The organism is Spiribacter onubensis, from assembly GCF_040838425.1.
Lineage (GTDB): Bacteria > Pseudomonadota > Gammaproteobacteria > Nitrococcales > Nitrococcaceae > Spiribacter > Spiribacter onubensis.
The window spans coordinates 269,046-293,140 of sequence record NZ_JBAKFI010000003.1; the positions used below are offsets into that span (position 1 = coordinate 269,046).

Annotated in this window: 25 protein-coding genes; 10 read left to right on the plus strand and 15 right to left on the minus strand. The window is 67.4% G+C overall.

Features of this window, described 5'->3' with window-relative positions; all coding sequences use genetic code 11:
• From V6X63_RS07455 to V6X63_RS07470, 4 genes are all read left to right on the plus strand, one after another.
• Nucleotides 1-831, plus strand: a complete 831-nt coding sequence (locus V6X63_RS07455; RefSeq protein WP_367966145.1) for a M23 family metallopeptidase — start codon at nucleotides 1-3, stop codon at nucleotides 829-831.
• On the plus strand, nucleotides 828-2,402 hold the full coding sequence (locus tag V6X63_RS07460) for a cryptochrome/photolyase family protein (protein WP_367978530.1): 1,575 nt from the start codon (nucleotides 828-830) through the stop codon (nucleotides 2,400-2,402). The genes V6X63_RS07455 and V6X63_RS07460 overlap by 4 nt, the downstream gene beginning before the upstream one ends.
• A gap of 2 nt (nucleotides 2,403-2,404) precedes the next feature.
• Complete coding sequence (locus V6X63_RS07465; protein ID WP_367978531.1) at nucleotides 2,405-3,244, plus strand: ion transporter; 840 nt, start codon at nucleotides 2,405-2,407, stop codon at nucleotides 3,242-3,244.
• 122 nt (nucleotides 3,245-3,366) lie between these two features.
• Nucleotides 3,367-3,789: a DUF423 domain-containing protein gene (locus V6X63_RS07470; RefSeq protein ID WP_367966148.1), complete on the plus strand. Its 423-nt coding sequence runs from the start codon at nucleotides 3,367-3,369 to the stop codon at nucleotides 3,787-3,789.
• On the opposite strand, the gene pdeM is transcribed toward V6X63_RS07470, so the two are convergent.
• Genes pdeM through V6X63_RS07490 form a run of 4 tightly spaced genes read right to left on the minus strand, consistent with a single transcriptional unit; the run spans nucleotide 3,774 to nucleotide 9,485 of the window.
• Nucleotides 3,774-4,442 carry a ligase-associated DNA damage response endonuclease PdeM gene (gene pdeM, locus V6X63_RS07475; protein WP_367966149.1) on the minus strand — a complete coding sequence of 223 codons (669 nt, stop codon included), beginning with the start codon at nucleotides 4,440-4,442 and terminating at the stop codon, nucleotides 3,774-3,776. The two genes, V6X63_RS07470 and pdeM, sit on opposite strands and share 16 nt — an antisense overlap.
• Nucleotides 4,439-6,895: a ligase-associated DNA damage response DEXH box helicase gene (locus V6X63_RS07480; RefSeq protein ID WP_367978532.1), complete on the minus strand. Its 2,457-nt coding sequence runs from the start codon at nucleotides 6,893-6,895 to the stop codon at nucleotides 4,439-4,441. The genes pdeM and V6X63_RS07480 overlap by 4 nt, the downstream gene beginning before the upstream one ends.
• Nucleotides 6,892-8,481 carry an ATP-dependent DNA ligase gene (locus V6X63_RS07485; RefSeq protein WP_367978533.1) on the minus strand — a complete coding sequence of 530 codons (1,590 nt, stop codon included), beginning with the start codon at nucleotides 8,479-8,481 and terminating at the stop codon, nucleotides 6,892-6,894. The genes V6X63_RS07480 and V6X63_RS07485 overlap by 4 nt, the downstream gene beginning before the upstream one ends.
• Nucleotides 8,481-9,485 (minus strand): ligase-associated DNA damage response exonuclease, encoded by a 1,005-nt coding sequence (locus tag V6X63_RS07490; RefSeq protein ID WP_367966152.1) that lies wholly within the window; start codon nucleotides 9,483-9,485, stop codon nucleotides 8,481-8,483. The genes V6X63_RS07485 and V6X63_RS07490 overlap by 1 nt, the downstream gene beginning before the upstream one ends.
• Nucleotides 9,486-9,520: 35 nt before the next feature.
• Between V6X63_RS07490 and V6X63_RS07495 the strand changes: the two genes are divergently transcribed.
• The gene (locus V6X63_RS07495; protein WP_367978534.1) at nucleotides 9,521-10,288 is read left to right on the plus strand and encodes an SDR family NAD(P)-dependent oxidoreductase; all 768 of its coding nucleotides are present in this window, start codon (nucleotides 9,521-9,523) and stop codon (nucleotides 10,286-10,288) included.
• Between the two features lie 11 nt (nucleotides 10,289-10,299).
• Here V6X63_RS07495 and V6X63_RS07500 read toward each other — a convergent pair whose 3' ends face one another.
• The 5 genes from V6X63_RS07500 to V6X63_RS07520 are packed head-to-tail and all read right to left on the minus strand — an operon-like array spanning nucleotide 10,300 to nucleotide 15,180.
• Nucleotides 10,300-11,721 carry a M20/M25/M40 family metallo-hydrolase gene (locus V6X63_RS07500; protein ID WP_367978535.1) on the minus strand — a complete coding sequence of 474 codons (1,422 nt, stop codon included), beginning with the start codon at nucleotides 11,719-11,721 and terminating at the stop codon, nucleotides 10,300-10,302.
• 51 nt (nucleotides 11,722-11,772) lie between these two features.
• Nucleotides 11,773-13,563 carry an SLC13 family permease gene (locus V6X63_RS07505; RefSeq protein WP_367978536.1) on the minus strand — a complete coding sequence of 597 codons (1,791 nt, stop codon included), beginning with the start codon at nucleotides 13,561-13,563 and terminating at the stop codon, nucleotides 11,773-11,775.
• Nucleotides 13,564-13,584: 21 nt separating this feature from the next.
• Nucleotides 13,585-14,505, minus strand: a complete 921-nt coding sequence (locus V6X63_RS07510; protein ID WP_367978537.1) for an ABC transporter substrate-binding protein — start codon at nucleotides 14,503-14,505, stop codon at nucleotides 13,585-13,587.
• A gap of 15 nt (nucleotides 14,506-14,520) precedes the next feature.
• Nucleotides 14,521-14,703 (minus strand): hypothetical protein, encoded by a 183-nt coding sequence (locus V6X63_RS07515; RefSeq protein WP_367966157.1) that lies wholly within the window; start codon nucleotides 14,701-14,703, stop codon nucleotides 14,521-14,523.
• Nucleotides 14,704-14,733: 30 nt separating this feature from the next.
• On the minus strand, nucleotides 14,734-15,180 hold the full coding sequence (locus tag V6X63_RS07520; RefSeq protein ID WP_367966158.1) for a ProQ/FINO family protein: 447 nt from the start codon (nucleotides 15,178-15,180) through the stop codon (nucleotides 14,734-14,736).
• A gap of 131 nt (nucleotides 15,181-15,311) precedes the next feature.
• On the opposite strand from V6X63_RS07520, the gene V6X63_RS07525 reads away from it, so the two are divergent.
• Genes V6X63_RS07525 through V6X63_RS07535 form a run of 3 tightly spaced genes read left to right on the plus strand, consistent with a single transcriptional unit; the run spans nucleotide 15,312 to nucleotide 17,225 of the window.
• Nucleotides 15,312-15,731, plus strand: coding sequence for a hypothetical protein (locus V6X63_RS07525; RefSeq protein WP_367966159.1), 420 nt, complete (start codon nucleotides 15,312-15,314; stop codon nucleotides 15,729-15,731).
• Between the two features lies 1 nt (nucleotide 15,732).
• On the plus strand, nucleotides 15,733-16,413 hold the full coding sequence (locus tag V6X63_RS07530) for a uracil-DNA glycosylase family protein (RefSeq protein ID WP_367966160.1): 681 nt from the start codon (nucleotides 15,733-15,735) through the stop codon (nucleotides 16,411-16,413).
• Nucleotides 16,410-17,225, plus strand: a complete 816-nt coding sequence (locus tag V6X63_RS07535) for a creatininase family protein (RefSeq protein WP_367966161.1) — start codon at nucleotides 16,410-16,412, stop codon at nucleotides 17,223-17,225. The genes V6X63_RS07530 and V6X63_RS07535 overlap by 4 nt, the downstream gene beginning before the upstream one ends.
• On the opposite strand, the gene V6X63_RS07540 is transcribed toward V6X63_RS07535, so the two are convergent.
• Nucleotides 17,216-18,331, minus strand: coding sequence for a GTP cyclohydrolase II (locus V6X63_RS07540; RefSeq protein ID WP_367978538.1), 1,116 nt, complete (start codon nucleotides 18,329-18,331; stop codon nucleotides 17,216-17,218). The genes V6X63_RS07535 and V6X63_RS07540 overlap by 10 nt on opposite strands.
• Nucleotides 18,332-18,390: 59 nt before the next feature.
• On the opposite strand from V6X63_RS07540, the gene V6X63_RS07545 reads away from it, so the two are divergent.
• Nucleotides 18,391-19,221, plus strand: coding sequence for a RibD family protein (locus tag V6X63_RS07545; RefSeq protein WP_367966163.1), 831 nt, complete (start codon nucleotides 18,391-18,393; stop codon nucleotides 19,219-19,221).
• On the opposite strand, the gene V6X63_RS07550 is transcribed toward V6X63_RS07545, so the two are convergent.
• From V6X63_RS07550 to V6X63_RS07570, 5 genes are read right to left on the minus strand one after another with little or no spacing between them, the layout of a single operon-like run.
• A complete protein-coding gene (locus V6X63_RS07550; protein WP_367978539.1) occupies nucleotides 19,202-20,080 on the minus strand; it encodes a lysylphosphatidylglycerol synthase transmembrane domain-containing protein in 879 nt (292 codons plus the stop codon). The two genes, V6X63_RS07545 and V6X63_RS07550, sit on opposite strands and share 20 nt — an antisense overlap.
• On the minus strand, nucleotides 20,068-20,886 hold the full coding sequence (locus V6X63_RS07555) for a class I SAM-dependent methyltransferase (RefSeq protein WP_367978540.1): 819 nt from the start codon (nucleotides 20,884-20,886) through the stop codon (nucleotides 20,068-20,070). Before V6X63_RS07555 ends, V6X63_RS07550 begins: the two co-directional genes overlap by 13 nt.
• The gene (locus V6X63_RS07560; RefSeq protein WP_367978541.1) at nucleotides 20,879-21,931 is read right to left on the minus strand and encodes a glycosyltransferase family 4 protein; all 1,053 of its coding nucleotides are present in this window, start codon (nucleotides 21,929-21,931) and stop codon (nucleotides 20,879-20,881) included. Before V6X63_RS07560 ends, V6X63_RS07555 begins: the two co-directional genes overlap by 8 nt.
• On the minus strand, nucleotides 21,928-22,332 hold the full coding sequence (locus V6X63_RS07565) for a 6-pyruvoyl trahydropterin synthase family protein (protein ID WP_367966167.1): 405 nt from the start codon (nucleotides 22,330-22,332) through the stop codon (nucleotides 21,928-21,930). The genes V6X63_RS07560 and V6X63_RS07565 overlap by 4 nt, the downstream gene beginning before the upstream one ends.
• A 2-nt stretch (nucleotides 22,333-22,334) precedes the next feature.
• A complete protein-coding gene (locus V6X63_RS07570; RefSeq protein ID WP_367966168.1) occupies nucleotides 22,335-23,312 on the minus strand; it encodes a zinc-dependent alcohol dehydrogenase in 978 nt (325 codons plus the stop codon).
• 64 nt (nucleotides 23,313-23,376) lie between these two features.
• On the opposite strand from V6X63_RS07570, the gene V6X63_RS07575 reads away from it, so the two are divergent.
• Nucleotides 23,377-24,093, plus strand: coding sequence for a CDP-alcohol phosphatidyltransferase family protein (locus V6X63_RS07575; RefSeq protein ID WP_367966169.1), 717 nt, complete (start codon nucleotides 23,377-23,379; stop codon nucleotides 24,091-24,093).
• Nucleotides 24,094-24,095: the final 2 nt, after the last annotated feature.

The following is a 24,095-nucleotide window of genomic DNA, read 5'->3' on the forward strand; positions in this document are numbered from 1 at the left end:
ATGGCCGTCAATGGCATCCGAACCGCCGTACTGTCGGCATTGCTTGGCCTCGCCGGTATGGTGCAGGCGCTCGAGGTGAGTGGCCCTCAGCGTCAGGGTGGTCTGCTGGCGGGGCAGGTCGAGCCCGGCGCCCGGGTGGAAGCGCTCGGCCGGGCCATCCCGATGGATGCCACCGGGCGCTTTCTGCTGGGGCTTGGTCGCGATGCACCGGAGACCGTGATGGTCCGGGTCACCCTCAGCGACGGCACGACCCGCGAGCATGCGCTGTCGGTGGAGCCGCGGCGTTATGATATTCAGCGTATCGACGGGCTGCCGCAGAATCAGGTCAGTCCCGACACGCAGACGCTGGCACGGATCCGCGAGGATGCGGCCCGGGTGAGGGAGGCCCGCAGCCGCCGGATTGACCAGCGCCATTTCGACGCCGGCTGGATATGGCCGGTCACCGGGCCCATCTCGGGCATCTACGGCAGCCAGCGCATCCTCAACGGGGAACCGCGGCAGCCGCACTACGGCATTGATATCGCCCGGGCGACCGGCACGCCGGTGGCCGCCCCCTCGGATGGCGTGGTGACGCTGGCGGCAGAGGATCTGTTCTTCTCCGGCGGAACGCTGATCATCGATCACGGCCAGGGGCTCTCCTCGAGTTTCCTGCACCTGTCACGGATCCTGGTGGAGCCCGGTGAGCGGGTTCGACAGGGCGATATCGTTGCCGAAGTAGGGGCCACGGGCCGGGTGACCGGCGCCCATCTGGACTGGCGGATGAACTGGTTCGATCAGCGTATTGATCCGTCCCTGCTTGTGCCGCCGATGCGCGAGGTGCGGGCGGAATGAGTGCCGGTCAGCGCCTGATCGTGGTCCTTGGTGACCAGCTCGATCGTCGGGGACCGCTGCTGGACGGTCTCGATGCCGCCCGGGATACGGTCTGGATGACCGAGGCGGTGGCCGAGGCCGAGCGCGGTCCTGTCCATCAGCAGCGCCTTGTCCTTTTCTTCTCCGCCATGCGACACCTCCGCGACGAACTGCGGGCACGCGGCATCAACGTGCGTTACCGGTGCATCGAAGATGCGCCGGTCGGTTCATCGGATCAGGGCCTGGCCGATCACCTGCGCGCGGATATCGCGCACCTGCAGCCGGACACCGTTGTCATGATGGAGGCCGGTGACTGGGGCATCGAGCACGGCCTGCAGGATGCCGTGCGCGCGTCGGGGGCAACACTGGACTGGCGACGGGACAGCCATTTCCTGGCCAGCCGGGAGTCCTTCGCCTGCTGGGCAGCGGGGCGCAAGAGCCTGACGCTCGAGTATTTCTACCGCAGCATGCGCAAGCGTCATGTCGTGCTCATGGAAGGTGATCAACCGGCGGGCGGTGCCTGGAATTTCGACAAGGATAATCGCGCCGCCTTTGGCAGGGACGGGCCGGGTGAGCTGCCGCCACATCCGCGCTTCCAGCCTGATACCACGACCCGCGAGGTGATCGACCGTGTGCTCGAGCGCTATGGCGACCACCCGGGAGATGCCCGGGATTTCGACCAGCCGGTGACGCCGGATCAGGCGCAGCGGGCGCTGGACGACTTCATCCGGTATCGGCTGCCCCGCTTCGGGACCTGGCAGGACGCCATCTGGGTGGGTGACCCGCTGCTCTACCATGCACGGCTGTCGACATCGCTCAACCTGCATCTGCTGGATCCGCGTGACTGCCTGGAGCGGGCTGAGGCGGCCTATCATCGCGGTGAGGCGCCGCTCAACGCCGTGGAGGGATTCGTCCGCCAGATCCTTGGCTGGCGGGAGTTCATCCGCGGTATCTACTGGTTGAAGATGCCGGACTATGCCGAGGGCAATGCGCTGGATCACCACGAGCGGCTGCCGTCTTTCTACTGGGATGGTGAGACCGAAATGGCCTGCGTGGCGGACGCCATGGCCGCGGTGCTCCGTCATGGCTATGCGCATCATATCCAGCGGTTGATGGTGCTCGGCCTTTTCGCCCAGCTCTATGGCGCGCATCCCTACGCCTTCCACGAGTGGCACATGGCGCTCTATCTGGATGCCGTGGACTGGGTGAGCCTGCCCAATGCGCTGGGGATGAGCCAGTTCGGTGACGGGGGCGTGGTGGGGACCAAGCCCTATTGCGCCAGCGGTGCATACATCAGCCGCATGAGTAACGCCTGCGGACAATGCCGCTACGATCACGGCCAGGCCACCGGGGAGCGGGCCTGCCCCTTCACCACGTTTTACTGGGAGTTCCTCGACCGCCATGAGGAGCGGCTGGGGCATAATCGCCGGCTGCAGTTCCAGTACCGCAACCTGCATCGCAAGAGCAAAGCCCAGCGCGCAGCCATCCGCGAGCAGGCCATGCGGTTGCGTGAGCAATTGGCGGCGGACTCGGGTTCCGGCGGGAGAGGCTGACCATGCAACGGTTACAGGATCTGCGCGAGACCGCTGGCCGGTGGATTGAGTCGCCTCTGCCGCATAACACCATCATCGTCCTGATTGTCCTTAATGCGGTCCTGCTGGGATTGGCCACATCGCAGAGCGTCATGACGGCGGCGGGTGGCTGGATCCTGGGAATCGAGGCGGTGATCGTCGGCGTATTCGCCCTGGAGATCGCCATCAAGCTTTTCGCCTGGGGGCCACGCTTTTTCCGCAGCGGCTGGAACCTGTTCGACTTCATCATCGTAGGCATCGCGCTGGTGCCCTCCGCGGGGCCGCTCAGCATTCTCCGCTCCCTGCGCATACTCCGCGTGCTGCGTCTGCTATCCACAGTCCGTCGCCTGCGCCTGCTCGTCGAGGCCTTGATATCGGCCATCCCCAGCATCGGGTGGATCGTTTTCCTGCTCGGGCTGGTCTTCTACATCTTCGGCGTGATGGGCACCGAGCTTTTCGCGGCCCGGTTTCCGGCATGGTTCGGCACGCTCGGCCGCTCCATGTACACCCTGTTCCAGGTGATGACCCTCGAGAGCTGGTCCATGGGCATCGCCCGGCCGGTGATGGAGGCTTATCCGTTCGCCTGGCTGTACTTTGTTTCGTTCATTCTCGTGACCGCGTTCACGATTCTGAACCTTTTCATTGGTATCATTGTCAACACGATGCAATCAGCGCACTGGGAAGAAGAGGATGAGCGTCGCGCCGAAACCGAGGCAAAGGCGCACCTTGAGCGCGAAGAAATCCTCGAACTGCTGCGGCGGACTGATGAGCGGTTGACCCGCCTGGAGAAAGCGGGATTGATGCGTGTCAAGCACAGCGACTGAGCAGCGCGGGAATTGATGGATATCCTCAGGATAGTGATATACTGCGCCGCAACACATGGTTTTCTCTCTCTCCTCCTCTTGGCCGGCCTCAGCGTCGGCTTTTTTTTGTCTGAAGGAAATCGATGATGCAGGGAAACGGCAGGATCGAGGGGTTCCCGAGCATGGTTGCCGGTGTGCTGCTGCTCGGGTCGGGCGTGGTCCTGGGGGCTTTCGGCGCTCATGGTCTGGGCGAAGACCTGGCCCCGGCCACGCGTGCCGCCTGGCAGACCGCCGTGCAATACCAGCTGGTCCATGGCCTGGCGCTCTTTGTACTGGGAGCAATCGCCGACCGTCTGCCGGCGGGGCAGATCCGCGGCCATGCCGCATTCCTGCTGGGCGCAGGCTGCGTCCTTTTCAGCGGCAGCATCTATTGGCTCAGCCTTGGAGGCCCCTGGTGGCTGGGTCCGGTGACGCCCCTCGGCGGCGTGACCATGATCATGGGCTGGGTCTGGGTGCTGCGGTGGCTGTGGCTTGCCCGTGGGCAGTCCACTCAGTCCGCCGGCTGATATGCGTCCACCGCGAGAACGGCTTCACCACTGGTGACGTAGCGGGACCGGCCGCGACGGGCGGTCACCGGGGCGCCGCCGGTCATGCCACCGAAGGCCGGCAGGATCAGACCGTCACCGGACTCTTGTATGAACGCCGGCAGCCGCAGGCTGTCGCCACCGGCGTCGAGCCGGACCACCGGGTGCCAGTGGCCGGCGATCCAGGGTCTGTCGATGCCTCCCTCTGGCGGGTGATGTCGCAGCACCACCCCGCTGCGTTCGATGCCTTCCTCGTAACAGTCCAGAGCCGGTTCCAGTCGCCGGAGCTCCCGGTCATGGTTGCCGATGATTGCCGTCATCGTGATAGCGCCATGCCGGACCCGCCAGTCAAGGATCTGCCGATGCAGGGCCGGGTCGCTTCCCAGCCGCACATGTAGGATATCGCCCAGCAGGATGATCTCCCGGGGCTGCCAGTTCGTGATCAGGGCATCCAGCCGTTGCAGGCTCGCGGCGGTGTCACCCTCGGGAATGGCAAGGCCCGCCCGACGGAAGGCGGCCGCCTTGCCCAGATGCAGATCAGCCAGAAGCAACGCGGACAGTGCCGGCCAGTAGACCGCACGCTCGGGGAGCAGCTGCAGCGTATGCCGGCCGATCTGGAGGGTCTGTTCGCTCATGTGCGGTCGGCCGCACGCTCGAGCTGGGCGACCATCTTCGCCACGCGGTCCTGCCAGCGCTGCGTGGTCAACCGGTTGCGCAGCCGCTCGGCCCAGAGGGGAAAGGCGAGGGGCGTGAAACGCTCCGTTTCGTGAACCACCAGCCCGGCACGGGCGATGGCCTGCAGGGCGCTACGAAGCCGATCGATCTCCAGAGCGCTATCCAGGACCTCGCGCCGGGCCTGGTCGAGCAACCGGTTGTCGGGATCGTAGCGGTTGATGGTGTCGAAGATCAGTCCGCTGGATGCCTGCAGTTGCCGCGCGGTTTTTCCACGCCCGGGGTAGCCCTGAAAGATCAGGCCGGCGACCCGGGCGATGTCGCGGAACTGGCGGCGGGCGAGTTCGCTGGCGTTCATGCCCGCGAGCAGGTCATCCACCAGGCCGTCCGCGGAGAAAAGTGTCCGCCATTCCGCCTCATCCAGAGGCGGCAATGACTCGCCAACCAGCTCGAAACCATAGTCATTGACCGAGAGGCTGAAGGTCGCCGGGCTCTGCTGGCCGAGCCGCCAGGCGGTCAGTGTCGCCAGGCCCTCATGGGCGAGTCGGCCGGCAAAGGGGTAGACGAAGAGATGCTGACCTTCCCGCGATCGCGTGCGCTCGATCAGCAGTTGTCCCGGGCGGGGGAGCGATGACCAGTTCGACTGGATCTCAAGCAGCGGTTGGATGGCCGCCATCTCGGGCTCGCGACAATGGCCATCGGCGGCCTCCGAGAACAGTTCGAGCACACGGCTGGCAAGCGCCGTCGACAGCGGCAGCCGGCCGCCCTGCCAGCGCGGTACCGCCTGGCGCCTGGCGCCCGCGCGCTTGACGAACGCGGTCAGGTCGCGGACCCGGATCAGCTCGAGGCTTCGCCCGGCGAAGAGAAAGGCATCGCCGGGCTTGAGCCGGGCAATGAAGCTTTCCTCGATCGTGCCGATATGCCCGCCGCCCTGATAGCGAACGGCGATGGCGGCATCGCTGGTGATCGTGCCGATGCTCATCCGATGGCGGCTGGCCTGGGCACGGCCGGCGATCCGATAGACGCCATCGCTACCCTGGACGACCCGCTGGAAGTCGGGGTAGGCCTCCAGCACCGGCCCCCCATGCGTCACGAATTCCAGCGTCCACTGCCAGGCATCGTCACCCAGTCCGGCATAGGCATGCGTCGTGCGGACCTCATTCAGCAGGGCATCGGGTTCGAAGCCATCGCCCGTCGCCAGTGTCACCAGGTGCTGAGCGAGCACATCCAGGCTCTGCACCAGAGGGCGCCGGGCTTCCACCTCGCCGGCGGCCCAGGCCCGCCGGGCCGCGGCAATCTCGACCAGTTCCAGGGCATGGGTGGGCACGCAGAGGATGCGGCTGTCGCGGCCGGGCTGATGGCCGCTGCGGCCGGCCCGCTGGGCCAGACGCGCAACCCCTTTGGGGCTGCCCACCTGAATGACCTGATCCACCGGGGAGAAATCCACGCCGAGATCGAGACTGGAGGTGGCGACCACGCAGCGGAACGCACCGGCCGCGAGGCCCGCCTCGATGCGCTGCCTGAGGCTGCGATCGATGGATCCATGGTGCAGGCCGAGGCCCTCCAGCCAATCCGGCCGGGTGCGGAGCAGGGACTCAAACCACAGCTCCGCCTGGGAGCGGGTGTTGGTGAAGAGCAGGCAGCTCTGGGGGGCCTCCAGTACCTCGATGACGTCGTCGAGGAGCTGGGTCCCGAGATGACCGGCCCATGGAAAGCGTGTGCCGGCCGCTGGCAGCAGGGTGCGGATGTCGATGGGGCGCGACGGAGGACCCTGGATGAGCCGCCCCGAGGCACTGTCGTCGCCGAGCAGGCAGTCGCGTGCTTCCTCAAGATTACCCAGTGTCGCCGAGAGCCCCCACGTTCGAAGCCCTGGCGCCAGCCGCCGCAACCGGGCCAGGCAGAGCTCCAGTTGCACACCCCGCTTAGTGCCGATGAGCTCATGCCATTCATCGACCACGACGGCGCGCAGATTCCGGAACTGCCGCGCGCCATCGCGATAGGAAAGCATCAGCGACAGGCTCTCCGGCGTCGTCACCAGGGCCTCTGGGGGGTGCTGCCGTTGCCGGGCACGGGCACCGCTGCTGGTATCACCCGTGCGTTTTTCCACCCGCCAGTCCAGGCCGACGCCCGCGGCGGCAGCGTCCAGGTTGTTGACGGTATCGCCGGCGAGCGCCCGCAGCGGCGTGATCCAGAGCACCCGCAGGCCGCCACGGCGGTCGTTGCCGTCCGCCTCGCCGACGCCCTCGATCAGTGGACCGCCCCACGCGGCGAGGGATTTGCCGGACCCGGTCGCGGAGTGGATCAGCCCACTCTCACCACGACCATAGGCCGCCCAGGCCTCCAGCTGAAACGCCTCGGGCTGCCAGCCATGAGAGGTGAACCACTCGGTCAGCCGGGCCTGCGGGTTCTCGCTCACGGTAGCAGGGCCTTCGCCTGTGCCAGCGTATCGGCGTCTCCGGGGCCCAGATCCTCACGCCAGCGTGCGATCCGCGGGAAGCGCAGAGCCAGACCAGATTTATGACGCGACGAGGGGGCGATGCCCTCGAAGGCGAGTTCGAACACCTGGACCGGTTCCACCGAGCGGACCGGCCCGAAGCGTTCCCGGGTATGGCGGCGGATCCATCGGTCGAGCCGGCGGATCTCGGCATCATCCAGTCCGGAATAGGCCTTGGCGATGGGCACGAGACGCTCGCCATCCGGCACGGCGAAGCTGTAGTCGGTATACAGGTTGGCCCGGCGGCCGTGCCCCGGCTGGGCGTACAGCAGAATGACATCAAGAGTCAGTGGGCTGATCTTCCACTTCCACCACGGGCCGCGGGGGCGCCCGGTGCCGTAGGCGGTATCGCGGCCCTTGAGCATGATCCCTTCCACCCCCCGGTCACGGGACTGCTCGCGCAGACCGGCGAGATCGCTCCAGCTATCGGACTCGATGCGCGGCGAGATCATCAGCGGCGTCTCGATCCCGGTCATCAGCTCCTCCAGCCAGCTCCGCCGGCGCTCAAGGGGTATGTCACGCAGGTCCCGACCGTCCGCCTCAAGCAGATCGTAGGCCAGCAGCCGCACCGGCACCTCGCGCATGAAGCGCTGGCTGACCCGTTTGCGTCCCAGCCGGCGCTGGAGCTGGGCAAAGGGCAGCACCGTCTCTTTCCATGCGAGGATTTCGCCATCGATAACCGTGTCCGGCGGGAGCTGTGCGGCGCCCTGTTCGATCTCGGGGAAGGTCTCGGTGATCAGGGATTCGCCGCGGGACCACAGGTGCACCGCATCCGCCCGCCGAACCAGCTGCGCGCGGATACCGTCCCATTTCCACTCCAGCTGCCAGCCGTCGATGGCGCCGAGCGCTTCCGCCGGATCATCCTCCAGCGGATGGGCGAGGAAAAACGGGTAGGGCCGCGAGGCATCCTCCCGGCCGGAGCGTTCGTCGAAGAGGCCTCGAAAGAAATCGCCATCCGGCGTCCACTGGCCCATCAGCCGATGGGCGATCACCGGCCGGGGCTGGCCGCTGGCCTGGGCCAGGGCCCGTTCGACCAGCGTCTGGGAGACGCCCACGCGCAGGGCGCCGGTGAGTAGCTTGCTGTAGAGAAAACGCGAGCTCTCCTCCAGCCGCTGCCATGCCGCGGTGACCCGTTGCCGACGCGCGTCGTCGTCGAGCTCGCGCAGGATCTGGATCTCTTCCTCCAGCCAGACGGCCAGCCCTCGGTCATCGGTCAGCCCGGCATCTCCAGACCCGTGGAGCAGTAATGCGATCGTCTCGGCGAGATCCCCGACATGCTCATGGGTTTCCTCCACGAGCCAGCCCGGCAGTCCGCTCACATCCGCCAGCCACTGGCGCAGCTGCATCGGTCCGATCAGCCGCTTCAGGCGCCGGCCACTCAGGAAATAGACGGCCCAGGCGCCGTCGGCGGCCTCGACCGTCGAGAAGTAGTCCGCCATGGCCGCCACCTTGGCGTTCGTGCCGCGCTGTTCATCCAGTTCCCGGAATAGCGCTGCGAATTCCTGCATCAGGCGTTGTCCTCGTCATCACCATAGAGTGTGGCCAGCGGGCGGGCCTGCAGACCCAGTTCATTGAGGTATCTCACCAGTTCATCCGCGCGGCCATGCGTGGTGAGCACCTGGCGGGCGCGGGTATCGCGGATGGTCTGCAGCAGGCCGGGCCAGTCGACATGGTCGGAGATGACGAAACCCCGGTCATGGCCGCGCCGGCGGCGGTTGCCACGGATCCGCATCCAGCCGGAGGCGAACCCGGTGACCGGCTTGCGGAACCGTCGCATCCAGGTGGAACCGGCCGCGCTGGGCGGTGCGATGACCAGGCTGCTGCCGTAGTCCTCTTCCTTCGGGGCTTCGCTGACCATGCGGGTGGGCGGCAGGTCGACGCCGGCATCCCGATAATCCTGGGTGAGCGGAGCGACGGCGCCATGCAGGTAGATCGGGCCGGGGTGTTCCGCTGGCAATGCGGCCAGCAGCCGCTGGGCCTTGCCCAGGGCATAGGAGAAGAGCATCGTGGTGCGTCCCTGCCGGGCGTTGCGATGCCACCAGTCATGGATGTCCCGGGCGACCGATGCCACCGGCGGCCAGCGATAGACCGGCAGGGCGAAGGTGGCCTCGGTGATGAAGGTGTCGCAGGCAAGCGGCTCGAAGGGCGCGCAGGTCGGGTCGGCGTCGCGTTTATAGTCGCCCGAGGCGACCCAGACCTCGCCGCGGTATTCGACGCGCACCTGTGCCGAGCCCAGGATATGACCGGCCGGATGCAGACTGACGGCCACCGGACCGAACTGCAGTGGTGCGCCATAGTCGACACCATGGATCAGTCCGTTCGGGCCCAGGCGGCGGCGCAGCAGGCCCAGGCCCGGGCTGGCGGCCCAGTACTGGTCGCTGCCGGCACGAGCATGGTCGGCATGGGCATGCGTGATCACGGCGCGGGAGACCGGGCGCCAGGGATCAATGTAGAAATCGCCGGCGGCACAGTAGAGACCCTTATCCGTCGGCTGTATGAGCGGCGGGGACATGACCCCCATTGTAGCGCGGCTTTAGGAGTAGTTTGATGGATACGCTGAGCCCTGAATCCACCGCCCTGGTTGTGGGGGCCGGTGGCGGTATCGGTCATGCCTTTGTGCGCCGATTGCTGGCGGAAAGCCGGGTCGGGCGGGTCTGGGCGGCGACCCGCTCGCCGCGGAACCCGGATCTCGTGGCACTCGGCGAGGCCTATGGCGATCGTCTGGCACCCGTGGCGGTGGACATCCTCGACGAGCAGAGCATCGCTGATCTCGCCCGTCACATCGGCGACATCGATTCAAGGCTTCACCTGCTGATCAACGCCTTCGGGTTCCTCCACGACCGGGAGGCGGATATCTGGCCCGAAAAGCGTCTCGAGGACATTACCCCGGAGGCGATGTTGCGGAACTATCGTGTCAACACGCTGGCACCGGCGCTGATCGCACGATACTTCCTCCCGCTGCTCAATCACCGCGAGCGAGCGGTATTCGCCAGCCTCTCGGCCCGGGTGGGCAGCATTGGCGATAACCGGCTGGGTGGTTGGTACAGCTACCGTGCCAGCAAGGCCGCCCAGAACATGTTCACCCGCGGGCTGGCCATCGAATGCGGGCGCCGGGCAAAACGGGTGATCTGTCTCGCATTGCATCCCGGCACCACCGACACCGGCCTGTCCGAACCCTTTCAGGGACGCGTGCCGGAAGGAAAGCTGTTCAGTCCGGATTTCGCCGCCGGCAAGCTCCTCGAGTGCATCGACAGTGCCGGGCCGGCCGACTCCGGTGGCTTTTTCGCCTGGGATGGCGCGCCGATTCCCTGGTGAGGTCCGCCGGTTCAGCCGGCGGCGGATTGCGCCGCCAGTGCCTCGGCGACCACGCCGCAGAGGCGCCGGGCCATGGGCAGATGGAGGAATTCGTTCGGGCCATGGGCATTGGAACCTGGCCCGAGCACGCCGGTGACGAGGAAATGGGCCGCCGGGAACTGCCCGCCGAGCAGGTTCATCAGGGGAATGCTGCCGCCTTCGCCCATGAAGACGGCGGGCTTGCCGAACCAGTTTTCTGAGCCGCGGGCGAGGCTGTCGCCGAGCCAGCCGGAGAAGGACGGGGCATTCCATCCATTGGCACCGCCGGCGGCCCGGAAACTGACCTCGGCACCCTGTGGCGGCTCATGGGTCAGTGCCTCGGCCACTGCCCGGCCGGCGGCATCGCCGTCCACGGTGGGTGGCAGGCGCAGCGACAGCCTCAGCGTGGTCTCCGGTCGCAGGACGTTGCCGGCCTCGCTGCTCTCCGGCAGACCACTGGCACCGATGACTTCCAGCGCCGGCCGCCAGGTACGGTTGAGTATGAGCGTCTCAGCATCATGGCTGTTGGCGCGGGTGCCGCCGGCCCAGGGGAATTTCCCGGCCAGTGCGTCACCGACCACGGCGGCGGCCAGTGCGGCCTGCTCCCGGCGCTCGTCCGGGATGTCGGCCTGCAGTGCCGGGAGTCGGATATCCCCGGTCGCCGAATCCTCAAGGCGTTCCAGCAATGCCCGCGCAATCCGAAAGCTGGACGGCACGACGCCGCCCGCGTCGCCGGAGTGCACACCCTGATCCAGTACCCGCACAGTCAGGTCGCCGGCGGCCATCCCCCGCAGCGAGGTGGTCACCCAGAGCTGGTCATAGTTGGCGCAGCCGGAGTCGAGGCAGACCACCAGGCCCGGATCGCCGATGGGCCCGGCGAGATGCGCGAGGTAGGCGGGCAGGTCGGGGCTGCCGCTTTCCTCCGCGCACTCGATGAGCAACATGCAGCGGGGGCAGGGAACGCCCTGTTCGTGGAGCAGACGCACTGCCTCGAGTGAGGAGAACAGGGCATAGCCATCGTCGGCCGCCCCGCGGCCGTAGAGGCGATCATCCGCGATGACGGGCTGCCAGGGACCCTTGTCGGCGTCCCACCCGCTGGCCTCCGGCTGCTTGTCGAGATGCCCGTAGAGCAGGGTCTCGCCGGCGCCGGTACCGGGGATATCCACCCACAGAACAGGCGTGCGCCCGGCCAGCCGGATCACCTCGACGCGACTGCCTGCCGGCGCCTGGCGCCGACACCAGTCCTCGGCAAGTGCGACGGCCTCGTCGATATGGCCATTCCGCGCCCATTCAGCGTCGAAGGCCGGCGATTTGGCCGGGATCCGGATGAAGTCCTGCAGCGCTGGGAGGATGCTGTCCTGCCAGTCGGATTCGACCATCTCCCGTGCCATGCCGGGATTGAATTCGTGGGCCATGGGACCTCCGTTTGCTCTTGCGGCCTGCGCCCACAGGGTATCGGTCCACCGCTAGAGCGGCCAGACCCGCGGGATGATCAGCAGCGCCATCGTCATGACAATCAGGTTCAGTGGCAGGCCGAAGCGGAGGTAGTCGGTAAAGCGATACGCGCCGGGGCCGAACACCATCAGATTCGTCTGGTAGCCGATGGGGGTGGCGAAGGCGGCCGAGGCGGCGATCATGATGGCAATCACAAAGGGCGTTGCGGAGACGCCCAGTGACTCCGCGGCGGCCATGGCCACCGGGAAAATCAGCACGGCCGCGGCATTGTTGGTGACCAGTTCGGTGGCCACCAGCGTCAGCAGATAGATGGCGGCCAGCGTCAGCATTGGCCGATCCGCCGTCAGGGCCATCACCTGGCTGCTGATGGCCGTGGCGGCGCCGCTGTTATCCATGGCCTGGCCAATGCCCAGCGCCGCGCCGATCACCAGCAGCACATTCCAGTCGATATTGCGGATGGCTTCGCCCAGATCCATGCAACGGGTGACGATCAGTGCAATGGCGGCCAGGAGGGCGGCATTGAGCATGCTCACCCAGGGAGTGGTCGCCAGTCCGACCATACCGATGAGGATGGGGAGCGCCAGCCAGGCCTTTTCATGCTGCGGTGGGGCCGAGTCCTCCACGCCGCTGACCAGATAGAAGTCACGCGCATCGCGCTGACGCTCCAGAAAACTGGGATGGGTTTCCAGCAGCAGCGTGTCGCCCGGGCGCAGGACGATGTCGCCGATCTTGCCGGGCAACTGGCGGCCGCCGCGGGCGACGGCGATGACGGCCGCCTCGTAGCGTTCACGGAAACGGCCGGCGCGGATGCTGCGGCCGACAAGAGGACACGCCTCCGAGACAACCGCTTCCACCAGACAGCGCTCGCGACGTGGCTCCTCGAGATCTTCCACCGCATCGGTGGCCGGTTTCAGACCGCGCATTTTATGCAGATCGACCACCGATTCCAGTACGCCGACGAACACCAGACGGTCGGTGCCCTGAAGCTGTTCGGTGGGTCCCACCGCCGGAATGACGCGGCCGCCCCGTTCGATCTCGGCAAGGAAAAGCCCGGGCAGATGGCGCAGCCCGGCCTCTGCGATGCTCTTGCCCACCAGCGGCCCATCCGCCGTGACCTCGACCTCTACGGTATACCGTCTCGGGTCGAGGCGGTCCGCAGTGACGTCACGACGGTCGGGCAGCAGCCATGGCGAGGCGATCAGCAGGTAGGCCAGCCCGGTCAGGGTGACCGGTATGCCAACCCAGGCCAGATCGAACAGCGCGAGACCCGGCGCCGCGTTCTGTGTGCGCAGGAGGTCATTGACGATCAGGTTCGTGCTGGTCCCGATCAGGGTGCAGGTGCCCCCCAGGATGGCCGCATAGCTGAGCGGGAGGTACAGCCGCGAGGCCGGTAGTTGCAGCCGCCGCGCCAGATCGTCCACCACCGGCAGAAACAGGGCGACGATGGGCGTATTGTTGAGAAAGGCACTCAGGCCGGCCACGGGGGTCAGCAGCCGCCACTGCGCTGAGCGCAGACCCTTCGCCCGGCCGATGAGCGGGTTTGCGATCAACGCCACTGCGCCGGTGCGGGTCAGTCCAGCCGCCACCACGAACAGCAGCCCGACGGTGATCAGGCCACTGCTGCCGAAGCCCTCGGCCGCTGCCGCGGGCGTGAGGAGCCGCTCAGTGCCACTGATCGCGGTGGTGGTGATCAGCACCGCGAGTCCACTGAACAGAATCCCGACCGGCGAGGCACGACCGCTCACCAGTCCGCCCAGCACCGAGAGGACGACGGCAATCGTCAGCCAGCCTTCCCAACCCATGGACATCACTCCCTTGCCCGATCAGGCCACTCCATCGAGCTCTTCGCCGCGGGCCTGACGCCAGTATCCCGGCGCCGGATTCGGCTGGCCGGTGCCGAGAATATGGGCCATGAGCTCCAGCCCGGTGAAGGCCGCCGGGCCCGGTCGGCTGAAAAAGCGGTTGCCGTCGACCAGATAAACCGCGTGAGTCCGGACGGCCGCCAGATTCTCCCAGCCAGGCCGCGAGCGCATTGAAGCCAGCCCCCGGGCGGCGCCGGCCACGGATTGTCCGCACGGCAGCATGATAATGACCTCGGGGTCGAATCGCCGCACCGTGTCCCACTCGACCACGACCGAATGATCGCCGGGCCCGCCCAGTGACTCGCCACCGGCGGTGACGACCATATCGGGGATCCAGTGGCCGCCGATGAACAGCGGATCGGGCCATTCGACGGTCAGCACCCGCCTTGAAGGGGCCTTATGCCGACGCACGGCCTGACGGCGCCGGTCGAGGCCGTCGATCAGCGCATCGCCTTTGTCCGGAACCCCCGCCGCCCTCGCTACCCGGCGGATGTCCTCAAGCAGACCGTCCAGATCCCGACCGTCGAGGGCCAGTACCTCGGCGTCGCCGATGGCCTCGGCGGTGAGGCTGCCGGGTGTCGCGGCGCAGACGTCACAGAGTGACTGGGAGAGGATGAGATCGGGATCAAGCTCGCGGAGGGCCGCCTGATCCGCCTGAAACAGCGGCCTCCCCGATGCCAGACGATCCCGTACCTCGCGGTCGATGGCGGCCGGGTCGGTCTCCCGGGGGTCCAGAGCGGCGAGGCTGACCCGCCGGCGCCCCATGACCGAGAGGGGTTGGTCGCATTCCGCGGAGATGCCGATCAGCCGGTCCTCGAGGCCGAGGGCCGAGACGATCTCGGTGGCGCCTGGCAGGAGGGATACGATCCGGTCTGGCTGCATGGGGGTGCGGCGGGGCTAGCGGCGCCGCCGCTGGGCCGCATGGTGGCTGTCGATCCATGCCTGCTTTTTGAGATGGGACTGCAATTCCTGTCGCAGCTGCTCTTCGAAGGCACGCGCTTCGAGTTCGCTGTCCACCTGGGCGCGAAGCGCGTCCAGCGCCTCACGGCTCATTTCCGCCAGATTGATTTGTCGCTCCACTGATCTGTTCTCGTCGCTGATGGCGATGGTCTAGTGATTGAATCGGTCGGCGAGCTGCTGGAGCTTATCCCGCCGGCGCTGCTCCGCCGCCTCCTCGGCTCGCAGCCGCCGCCGCTCCGCCGCTCTCGCCTTCTGTTCGTCGCGCTGCCCGCGCGCCCGGGCGATGGCCTGGTCGGTCACCGCTTCGACCGTTTCGCCGGCGAGGTTGATCCGTTCGTGGCCGGCGATGATGGCGTTCAGATAGGCCGGTGACCGGGTGTATCGTGCCAGGGCCTGGCGGATCAGCCACGTCGGAACGCCGCTTTCCCCGTCGTCGTCGTCCAGTGCCTTGCGGATATCCTTCTCGATACCGATCGCCAGTGGCCTGACCCTGTCACGCTTGGCCGTGAAACAGGCGGGGAAACGCTTGATCAGTTCATCGATGAACGCCCGCGTGCGTTCGGCACGGCGGCGTCGCTGATTGGCTGTGTTGGACATGGCTAGAGGCCGGTCGCTCCGGATTCGGACTGTCGATCCGGAGCATACGCCATACGCGCACGGGTCAACAGACCGCCAATCGGGTTGTATGATGCCAGAACGTCAGAACAATTGCCGTTGGGGTAGATCCGATGAGCGCAGACACCGTGATCCCGAAAAAGCAGCTCCTGAAGATTCTCGAGGATAGTCCGTTCGAGCATCTATCCAGCAGCGTCCACGTCATGGACAACCAGCGTGGCAGCGGACATGAGCTCGCCGGGGTATCGCTGTACTCCAATGCCCGCGGCTGGATGGCCCAGGTCAACTGGCGGGCCGTCGTCGAGGCCGATGAAATCACGCTGCGCGTGGGCGACGGCGACAGCGGCGAGCGTGCCTATGAACTGCGTGATGAGCATCACACGAGGCTGGCGGTGGGCGACGAAGGGGGCGATCCGGTCAGTGCCGACGAGGTCTCGGCGCTGGTGGCGCAGTCGCCGCTGGCGAAGAGCTGGGAGGAGGATGTCGTGGGCGTGCTCAAGGAGACCCGGGAGCGCCAGGCGACTCTGCACTGACATGCGCCATCTCCCCGCCGGCCTGCTTGACCGGTTCCGCGACGCCGCCCATGAGTTGCCACAGCGGGACGACGCCGTCTACGCGCAGGCCGGGCGCGACCCCCGCGATCCGATCTTCGGGCTCGGGCCGCGGGATGCCGGGATCGCCTTTTTCGGCCGTGATCCGGGACGGGACGAGGTGCATGTCGGGGTGCCGTTCATCGGCGCCGGAGGCCGTCAGGTCCGACGCGTGCTCTACCGGCGGCATCATCACGGCGAGATGATTGATACCGGCGATGCACTGAAGGCCGGCGAGGGCTACTTCTGGGCCAATACCGTGCCGTACAAACCGGAGGGCAACCGGGCCTGGCCCATGCGTGTCAAGCGGCAGTTCCAGCCGCTGGTGGCCGAGGTGCTGCTCTCTCTCTGGGATGGACGTCATGTCATCAGTCTCGGTCGGGAGGCGTTCCACTGGTTTGGTATCGGTCAGCATCGCGAGATCCGTCAGCATCTCCTGCATCACTGGCGACAACCGGATCGTTTTGAGACCTCGCTGGCCATTGAGTTTGCGGGTCCGCAAGGGGCGGCGCGCACCCTGGAAATCCATCCGCTGCCGCATCCATCGCCGCTGAATGCCATCTGGTTCAAGCGCTTCCCCGGGCTGCTCGCGCAGCGGCTCGAAATGCTGGAGGGTGGGGTATGACGGTTCGTCTCTGGGCGGAACTCGACAGCGCCGGCCTGGCGGATTACCGGTCACCTGAATCGGTTGCCCTGCTGCCACTGGGCGCGGTCGAGCAGCACGGACCCCATCTACCGCTGAATACGGATACGCGGATCGCCCAGGGGCTGGCCGAGGAGGCCATGAACCGCTGCCCGTCGGCATTGCCGCTGCTTTGCCTGCCCGTGCTGAGCATTGGCCAGGGGATCGAGCATGCCGGGCATGCCGGGACGCTGGCGCTCGAGGCGGCGACGTTCGAGGCCGTCCTGTACGATCTCGGCGCGTCCGTGGCCCGCTCTGGACTGCGGCGGCTGGTTCTCTTCTCCGCCCATGGTGGCAATCTGGCGGCCGTCGACACGGCGGCCCTGCGTCTACGCCGGGATTTCGGTCTGCTTGTGGTCAAGGCCTGCTATTTCGATTTCCCACCCCTCGCGGACGCCATGCCAGAGCGTGAGCTCCGGGAAGGCCTGCACGGCGGTGCGCTGGAGACGGCCTTGATGCTGCACTTCGACCCGGACAGGGTGGATGTGACGCGGCTCGGGCATCATCCGTCGATCGAGTTCGATGCGCTGGCCGACCATCATTGGCTGGGTGCCGAGACGCGGGCGGCCCGATTCGCCTGGCTCGCTGAAGATCTCAATCCGTCGGGCGTCTGTGGTGACAGTCGACTGGCCACATCAGCGCTGGGCGCGCGTCTTGCTGGACACTATGGCGCAGTCCTGGCCGGCGTGATCGAAGAGACGGCAGGCTTTCCTCTGGACCGGCTCAAGCCGCCGCCGGCTGACCCTCAGCGCTGATCGCCGTCCGCCGCCGAGTCGGCGAATACCTCCTCAAGCCAGTGTCCTGCCCGGTCGGCCTTGGCCGTGAGATATCGCGCGTTGTGGCGGTTCAGTGCACCATGGACCGCCTCGCGGCCGGCGATATCGATACCCGCCGCTTCCAGCGCCGCAATCTTTCCCGGGTTGTTGGTCATCAGGCGGACCCGACTGATACCCAGGTCATCCAGCATCGCGGCGGCAACCTCGTAGCGTCGTTCATCTTCGCCGAATCCGAGCAGCTGGTCGGCGTCCACGGTATCCAGACCGGCGTCCTGCAGGCCGTAGGCACGCAGCTTGTTGGCCAGGCCGATGCCGCGCCCTTCCTGGGCAAGGTAGAGGAGAATGCCGCCGCCCTCCTCGGCGATGGCATGCACGGCGCTGCGCAGCTGCTCACCGCAGTCGCAGCGCAGCGAGCCGAACAGGTCACCGGTCAGGCAGGCGGAGTGCATGCGTAGCGCCGGTGTCTTCGGCCACTGCCGGGGATCGCCGATGACCAGAGCGACATGCTCAAGCAGCCCGTCCGCCTCCCGGTAGAGGACGAAACGCGATTGTTCCGCGCCAGACAGTGGGACCCGGGCTTCGCTGACGCGCTCCGGGTGACGACCGCTGTCGGAGAAGAACCGCGTTGCGTCCCGACGGTCGATGGAGAGGATCTCGCCCCGTTGTATCTCGCCAGCCAGTCGGTCGTGGTCCGGGTCACTGGCGATCGCCAGGAGCGCCGGCAGGAGGGTTGCGCGTCGCGCCAGCCCCAGCGCCTGTCGTTCGCCCTCGGTCAGCGGCCTGACCGTCGCGCCGGTCGGCCGGGCATCCCGGCCCCGGGCAAGTTGCCGTGCGGTTTCCATCAGGCCGGCCTTCGGGACGGCGACGGCGATGCCTTCACCGGTCTGACCATCCAGCACGAGGGCCTCGGCACGATGGGCGGTGAGCAGTACGCTGGGAGCACCGGTGGCGAGCCCGAGGGCCTGTTCAAGCCGGGCTTCAGTGAGGTTCTCCAGAGCCAGTATCAGCGACCCGCCAGCTTCATCGGCCAGGTGAACGGGTTCGCCGCGCCTGAGATCGATCAGTGCGCGCCGGATACGCTGCATGGTTGCTCCTTCATTTCGGTCTCTGGCGATAGACCGCCCGGGACTGTAACAATTCCGTGATGATGACACAGGATGACGCGCCCACCATGCCAGAGAGACCCGATCGGACCTGGTCCGAGTTGCTTGCCGCCTGCCACGATGGCCGGATGGCGCAGTGGGCGGAAGCGGCCGGCACACCGGTCGCCGCCGATCTGTCGGGGCTGTCTCCGAAGGAGGCGGCGCAATCCTTGTGGCACCGCTATGCGCCGCTCGCCCGGCCGGTCGGACAGGGCGTGCGGGTGATCGCCCAGCTCGGTCAGAGCCTGGATGGCCGGATCGCGACACCCACGGGCCATTCTCACTACGTGACGGGTCCGGCAGACCGCGCCCACCTCCATCGACTGCGCACACTCAGCGAAGCGGTGCTTGTCGGCGCCGGTACGGTCATGGCCGATGATCCACGACTGACGGTGCGCGAAGTCACCGGGCCCCAGCCCATTCGGGTGGTCTCTGCCGGGCGTGCGGGAATCGACCCGCAACGGGCGATCTTCCGCGACGGCATGACACCGACCTGGGCCGTCGCACCGGCTGCGGTGTCCATGCCCGCGGTGGACCGCCGGATCCATCCGGCGGATATGACGCCGGCATCCATCCTGGCCGCGCTGGCGGAGGCGGGTATCCGGCGTCTGCTCGTGGAGGGCGGCGCGAAGACGGTGTCGGCGTGGCTGGCGGCGGGGCTGGTGGATCATCTCTATCTGACGGTGTCGCCGGTCATCATCGGCTCCGGACCCACCGGCCTGCAGTTGCCTGCAATCAGTCACATGGATGAGGCCTGGCGACCGCCGACCGAGCAGTTTGCGCTCGGTGAGGACCGACTCTATCGCCTGGATTTCACCGGCGCATCAGGGTGATCAGCCCCGGTGTGCTGGCCAGCAGGGTCAGTCCGCCATAAAGGACTGCGGCGCTGATCCCCTCGGTGGCGGGTAATCCGGCCATTGGCCAGAGCAGCGCGGCCGCCCCCTCCCTGAGCCCCCAGCCGGCGATGCTGGCCGGAATCAGCATGGTGAACAGGACCAGGGGGATCAGCGGCAGCCAGTCACCGGGACTGCCCGATGGTGCCAGTGCCATCACGCAGCAGGCGTAGACGGCGATGTAGCTACCGGCGACCAGCAGCGATGCCAGCAACTGCACCGGCAGGACCGTCGGCGTCAGCAGCGCGCTGCGAACCGCCTGCCACCAGTCCCGAAGCCAGGCTGGTCTCCAGCCGCTGGCGATGACCAAGGCCGTGCCGCCGCTCAGCACCGCGACGCCCGTCAGTGCCGTCCCCGCCACGGTGCCGACCCGCACCAGGCCGTCGCCGGGCGGCCATAGCCACCAGGCCAGGAGGGCCAGCCCCGCCATGGCCAGCTGACCGGAGAAGCGTTCGATGACGACAGCCTGAAACGCCGGTGCCCGCCGGGGGGCATCCCTGCCATGCCGCCAGGCGCGCTGGGCGTCGCCCATCACGCCCCCGGGCAGGACCTGGTTGACCAGCGTCGCAAGGTAGTACTCGCGCACGGCGGTGCCCGCCGCCAGCGTGAGCTGCAACCTCGCCGCGGTGAACTGCCAGCGCCAGGCCGACAGGATGACCTGCACGACGGTGATCAGGAGTCCGCCCAGTACCCATCGGGGGTCGATACGTTGCAGCTGGCTCACAACGCCGTCTCCGAACTGCAGGGCGATGAAACCCAGAATGCCGGCGCTGACGAGCAGTCGGATCAACCGCGGCATGGCAGTGCCAGGATGTCCTGATGGCCGACATGGATATGACTCCGGCCGACATCGGTCAGGCGCGCTGCCAGCCAGGCATTGAGGCGCTCGCTTTCCGCTGGCCGTCGGGCCATGGCCGCTTCGTACCATCCCTGCAGCAGCAGGCGCTGCAGCGGCGCCTGGGCGGGTGTCAGCCGCCAGTCACTGCGCCGGCGGATCACCGTCGCCCCCCGCCGGCTGAACGCGGCATCCGCCATGGCGGCTGCATCCGGTCCCAGCGCCCTGCCCATGTCCTTCTCACCGCGCTGGTGATCGAGCACCGCGGCCTTGATCAGCGCGTCATCCGGCAGCGCCGGCCAGAGCGCCATACGGCCGTCGAAACTCAGGGCCAGGAGGGCCGGCAGGCCCTGTGCCGTGCAGTAGTCGGCCAGTCGCTGGATCCAGTCATCGCTGACCAGGTCGAGCAGGGCCGATGCGGTGACAAGGTCCACTGCCGCCGGAAGGCAGGCCGGGAAATCGGTCAGGTCGGCCGCATGGGGTGTGACGGTGAGGCGCATCGCCCCGGGCCATGCGGTGGTCGGTTCCGTTGCGCGGGCGCGGGTGAGTAGCTCGTCGTCGTGGTCGATCAGCCACCATTGCTGAGGACTCGGCAACCGGGGGGCGAGGTAGCGCAGATTGCTGCCGGCCCCTGCCCCGAGGTCGGCGATGTGGAGGGTACGCGAGGTGGGGAGTTCCTCTGCAAGCCGCTGCGCCAGCTGATCCGGACGTGCGGCGTGGTCGGCGGGTTCGCGGAGCGCGAGCCAGTCGGCAGCAAACTGCTCAGGCATTGTTATCTCGATCCAGAAGGGTCATGAAACGCTGGATGCCCGGCGCCCAGCCGGTGAGCCTGTCCCGCGCCCGCCGAGCCCCCTCGGCGAGTGACTGTCGCAGCGCATGGTCATCCAGCAGACGCTGCAGCGCCCTGGCGAGGGCCGCCGTGTCATCGGGCGGAACCGCGAGACCGGCATCCCGCGGCAGCGTCCTGGCGAGGGCACCCCCCGTGGTGGTCACGACGGGGAGCCCATAGGCCATCGCTTCATTGATGACCATGCCGTAGCCCTCGTAGCGCGAGGGCAGAACGAAAAGATCCGCACCCTGATAGGCGGCATCCAGCCCCGCGGCATCCAGTGTGCCCTCCAGCGCCACGCGGCTGGCAAGACCGAGTGCGTCTCTCTGCGCGCTCAGTGCGGCCGCGTATGCCGGGTTGAGGCCGGCCGGCCCTGCCAGCCGGCACCGCCAGCGCCGATCGGTGATCCGCGAGAGCGCGTCAAGCAGGACGTGCTGCGCCTTGCGCGGCGATAATGCCGCCACGCACAGCAGCGTGGGCGTGCCATCACCGCTGCCGGTCGCCAGTGGCCGGGGTGAGCAGCCTGGTTCGATCACCTCGGTCGCCCCCCGGTGGATGCCCAGTTCCCGGAGGCGACTGGCCGTGAAGCCGCTTGTCGTGATGACGCACCGGGCCTGGGCCACTGCCCTTGTCTCGCGCTCCAGCATTCGCCGGGCAAGGACTGGATCGATCCCGCTCTCGTCGGCAAGCGGGTGATGGATGAGCGCATGCAAACGCAGTCGCCGGGTATGATGCGAGAAGATCTCCGGGAGCCCGCCCAGCACCAGGCCGTCCACCACCACCGTCGTCCCGTCGGGGAGCGCGGCAAGCGCCCCGTCGACAGCGGTCCGGGCGGCCCCATCGGCATCCGGGAAGCGACCCGGCAGTTCGCTGACCGCCACCGAGAGCCCCCGCCCACGCAGACCCTCGACGATCTCACGATCATAGCGGCTGCCACCCGTGGGCCGGTCGAGTGCGCCGGGGACCAGGAAGTGACAGCCGCTCACGCGTGCAATGGTCGCTCATAGGCCGCGGAGGCCACATGGGATTCGTGCAGCGTGACGCGCAGCCGATCCAGGGAGCGGGCGGTCTCGCCGAGATCACCGGCATGGATGGCCGAGGCGAGCGCATCGGCGATATGCCGGGCCAGATACTCCGTCGTGGTGTTCACGCCCTCGAACTCGGCCAGCCCGTCGAGATTGGTGAGGTTGTAACGGCCCAGAATGCGGCGCAGGACCTCGGTGGCCCGGGCGATGTCGACGACCACGCCGTCGGCGTCCAGGTCCTCGCGGAAGAAGGTTGCATCCGTCACATAGGTCGCACCATGCAGTGCCTGAGCGGGCCCGAAGGTCTCGCCGCGGAAGCTGTGGGCAATCATGAAATGGTCTCGGACATTGATGCGGTACATGGTCACTCCTCGTAGCGGATACGATGGCACAGGCCGGCGCCGCTGATGATGGCATCCATGGCCTGTGGCAGCTGTTCAAAGGGTGTTTCGCCGTCGATCAGGACCGCCCATTCGGGGTGGGCGGCCAGCAGCTGCAGCGCCTTGCGAAGCCGACGCCGATGATCCCAGCGGGCTTGCATCAACGGCGGGATCTGACCCACCTGGCTGGAGCGCAGGGTGAGCCGCCGCGAATGGAATGCCTCGCCGATGGGCAGGCTGATCGCACGGTCGCCAAACCAGCTGAGCTCAATGATGGTGGCTTCATTGGCGGCTACCTCAAGTGCCAGTCGCAGGCCGTCCTCGCTCGCGCTGGCGTGGATGATCCGGTCGTTCGCGGTACGGGCCTCATCCGGATGGGCGAAGTCGATACCCAGTCGGCTCGCGGTCTCGCGCCGGGCCGGGTTGATGTCGACAAGCTCTACTTCGCTGCCGGGAATCGCTGAACAGAGCGCGGCGGTGAGCATGCCGACTACACCGGCGCCGATCACGCTGATCCGTTCGCCGGCCTGGGGCATGGCATCCCAGCACGCATTCAGGGCGGTCTCCGCATTGGCGGCCAACACAGCGCGTTCGGCGGGCAGATCCGCCGGCAGGGGCTCGACGCCATCCACCGGCACGATATAGCGCGTCTGGTGGGGATACAGGCAGAAGACTGCTGTCCCCGGCCAGCCCGGCGGCCCCTGCTCGACAAGGCCGACATTGACGTAGCCGTATTTCACCGGCGCCGGGAAGTCGCCGGCCTGGAAGGGAGCCCGCATCCTCCTTGTCTCGCTACCCGGCACCTGGCCATGCCAGACCAGTGCCTCCGTGCCGCGGCTTATGCCGCTGTAGATCGTGCGCACCACGAGTTCGCCGGGGCCGGGTTGTCCAAGCGGCTCGCTGCGATGCTCACCCCTGCCGGGTGCCGTTATCCAGAAGGCCTGAGCATTGCGGTGACTCATCGCCGGGGCGTGCTCCCTTGCTGCTAGACTCGTGATTCTCGTTTCCGATGAGCGGAGGGTAGCATTGGTTCCGCGTCGCGCTGCCGATATCCCGTGGCTGATCCTGCCCGACCTGCTCGTGGCCGCCATTGTGCTGACCGCGGCGGCGGGCGGATTACGGCTGTCACTGGATCTGCCCGTGGGGGTCCTGCCGCTGGCGCTGCTCGCCTATGCCGCCATGGCGATCATGCTCTGGCGGCTATGTGGCAATCGTCCGCTGACGCCGGCTGATCGCGTCACCCTTGGCCGGGGCCTGCTGGTCATGCTGCTCATCGGGTTGCTGCCGGCCGCCGGGGGGCTGCGGGAGGAGCCCGTCCTGCCCTTCGCCCTGGCGCTGACGGCAGTGCTGCTCGATGGCCTGGATGGCTTCGTGGCGCGGCGGCTGGACTGTGTCACCCAGGCCGGTGCCCGTTTCGATATGGAGCTCGATGCGGTGCTGCTGCTGGTGTTGTCCGTCTGGATCGTGCAGATGGGGCTCGCTGGCCCGTGGGTGCTCGGTATTGGCGCCTGGCGTTACGTTTTCATCCTGGCCGGCCGGCTTCGTCCCGAACTCCGCCGGCCCCTGGCACCGTCTCAGCGTCGGCGGGTGATCTGCGGCATCCAGGGGGTGGGGCTTGCATTCTGCCTTGCCCCGGGCGTACCGATGGCCTGGGTACCGATAGTCGCTGCCGCATTGCTCGCCCTTTTGAGTTATTCGTTCCTGGTGGATGCCGCGGCATCATGGCAGGCAGGCAACAGATGAGG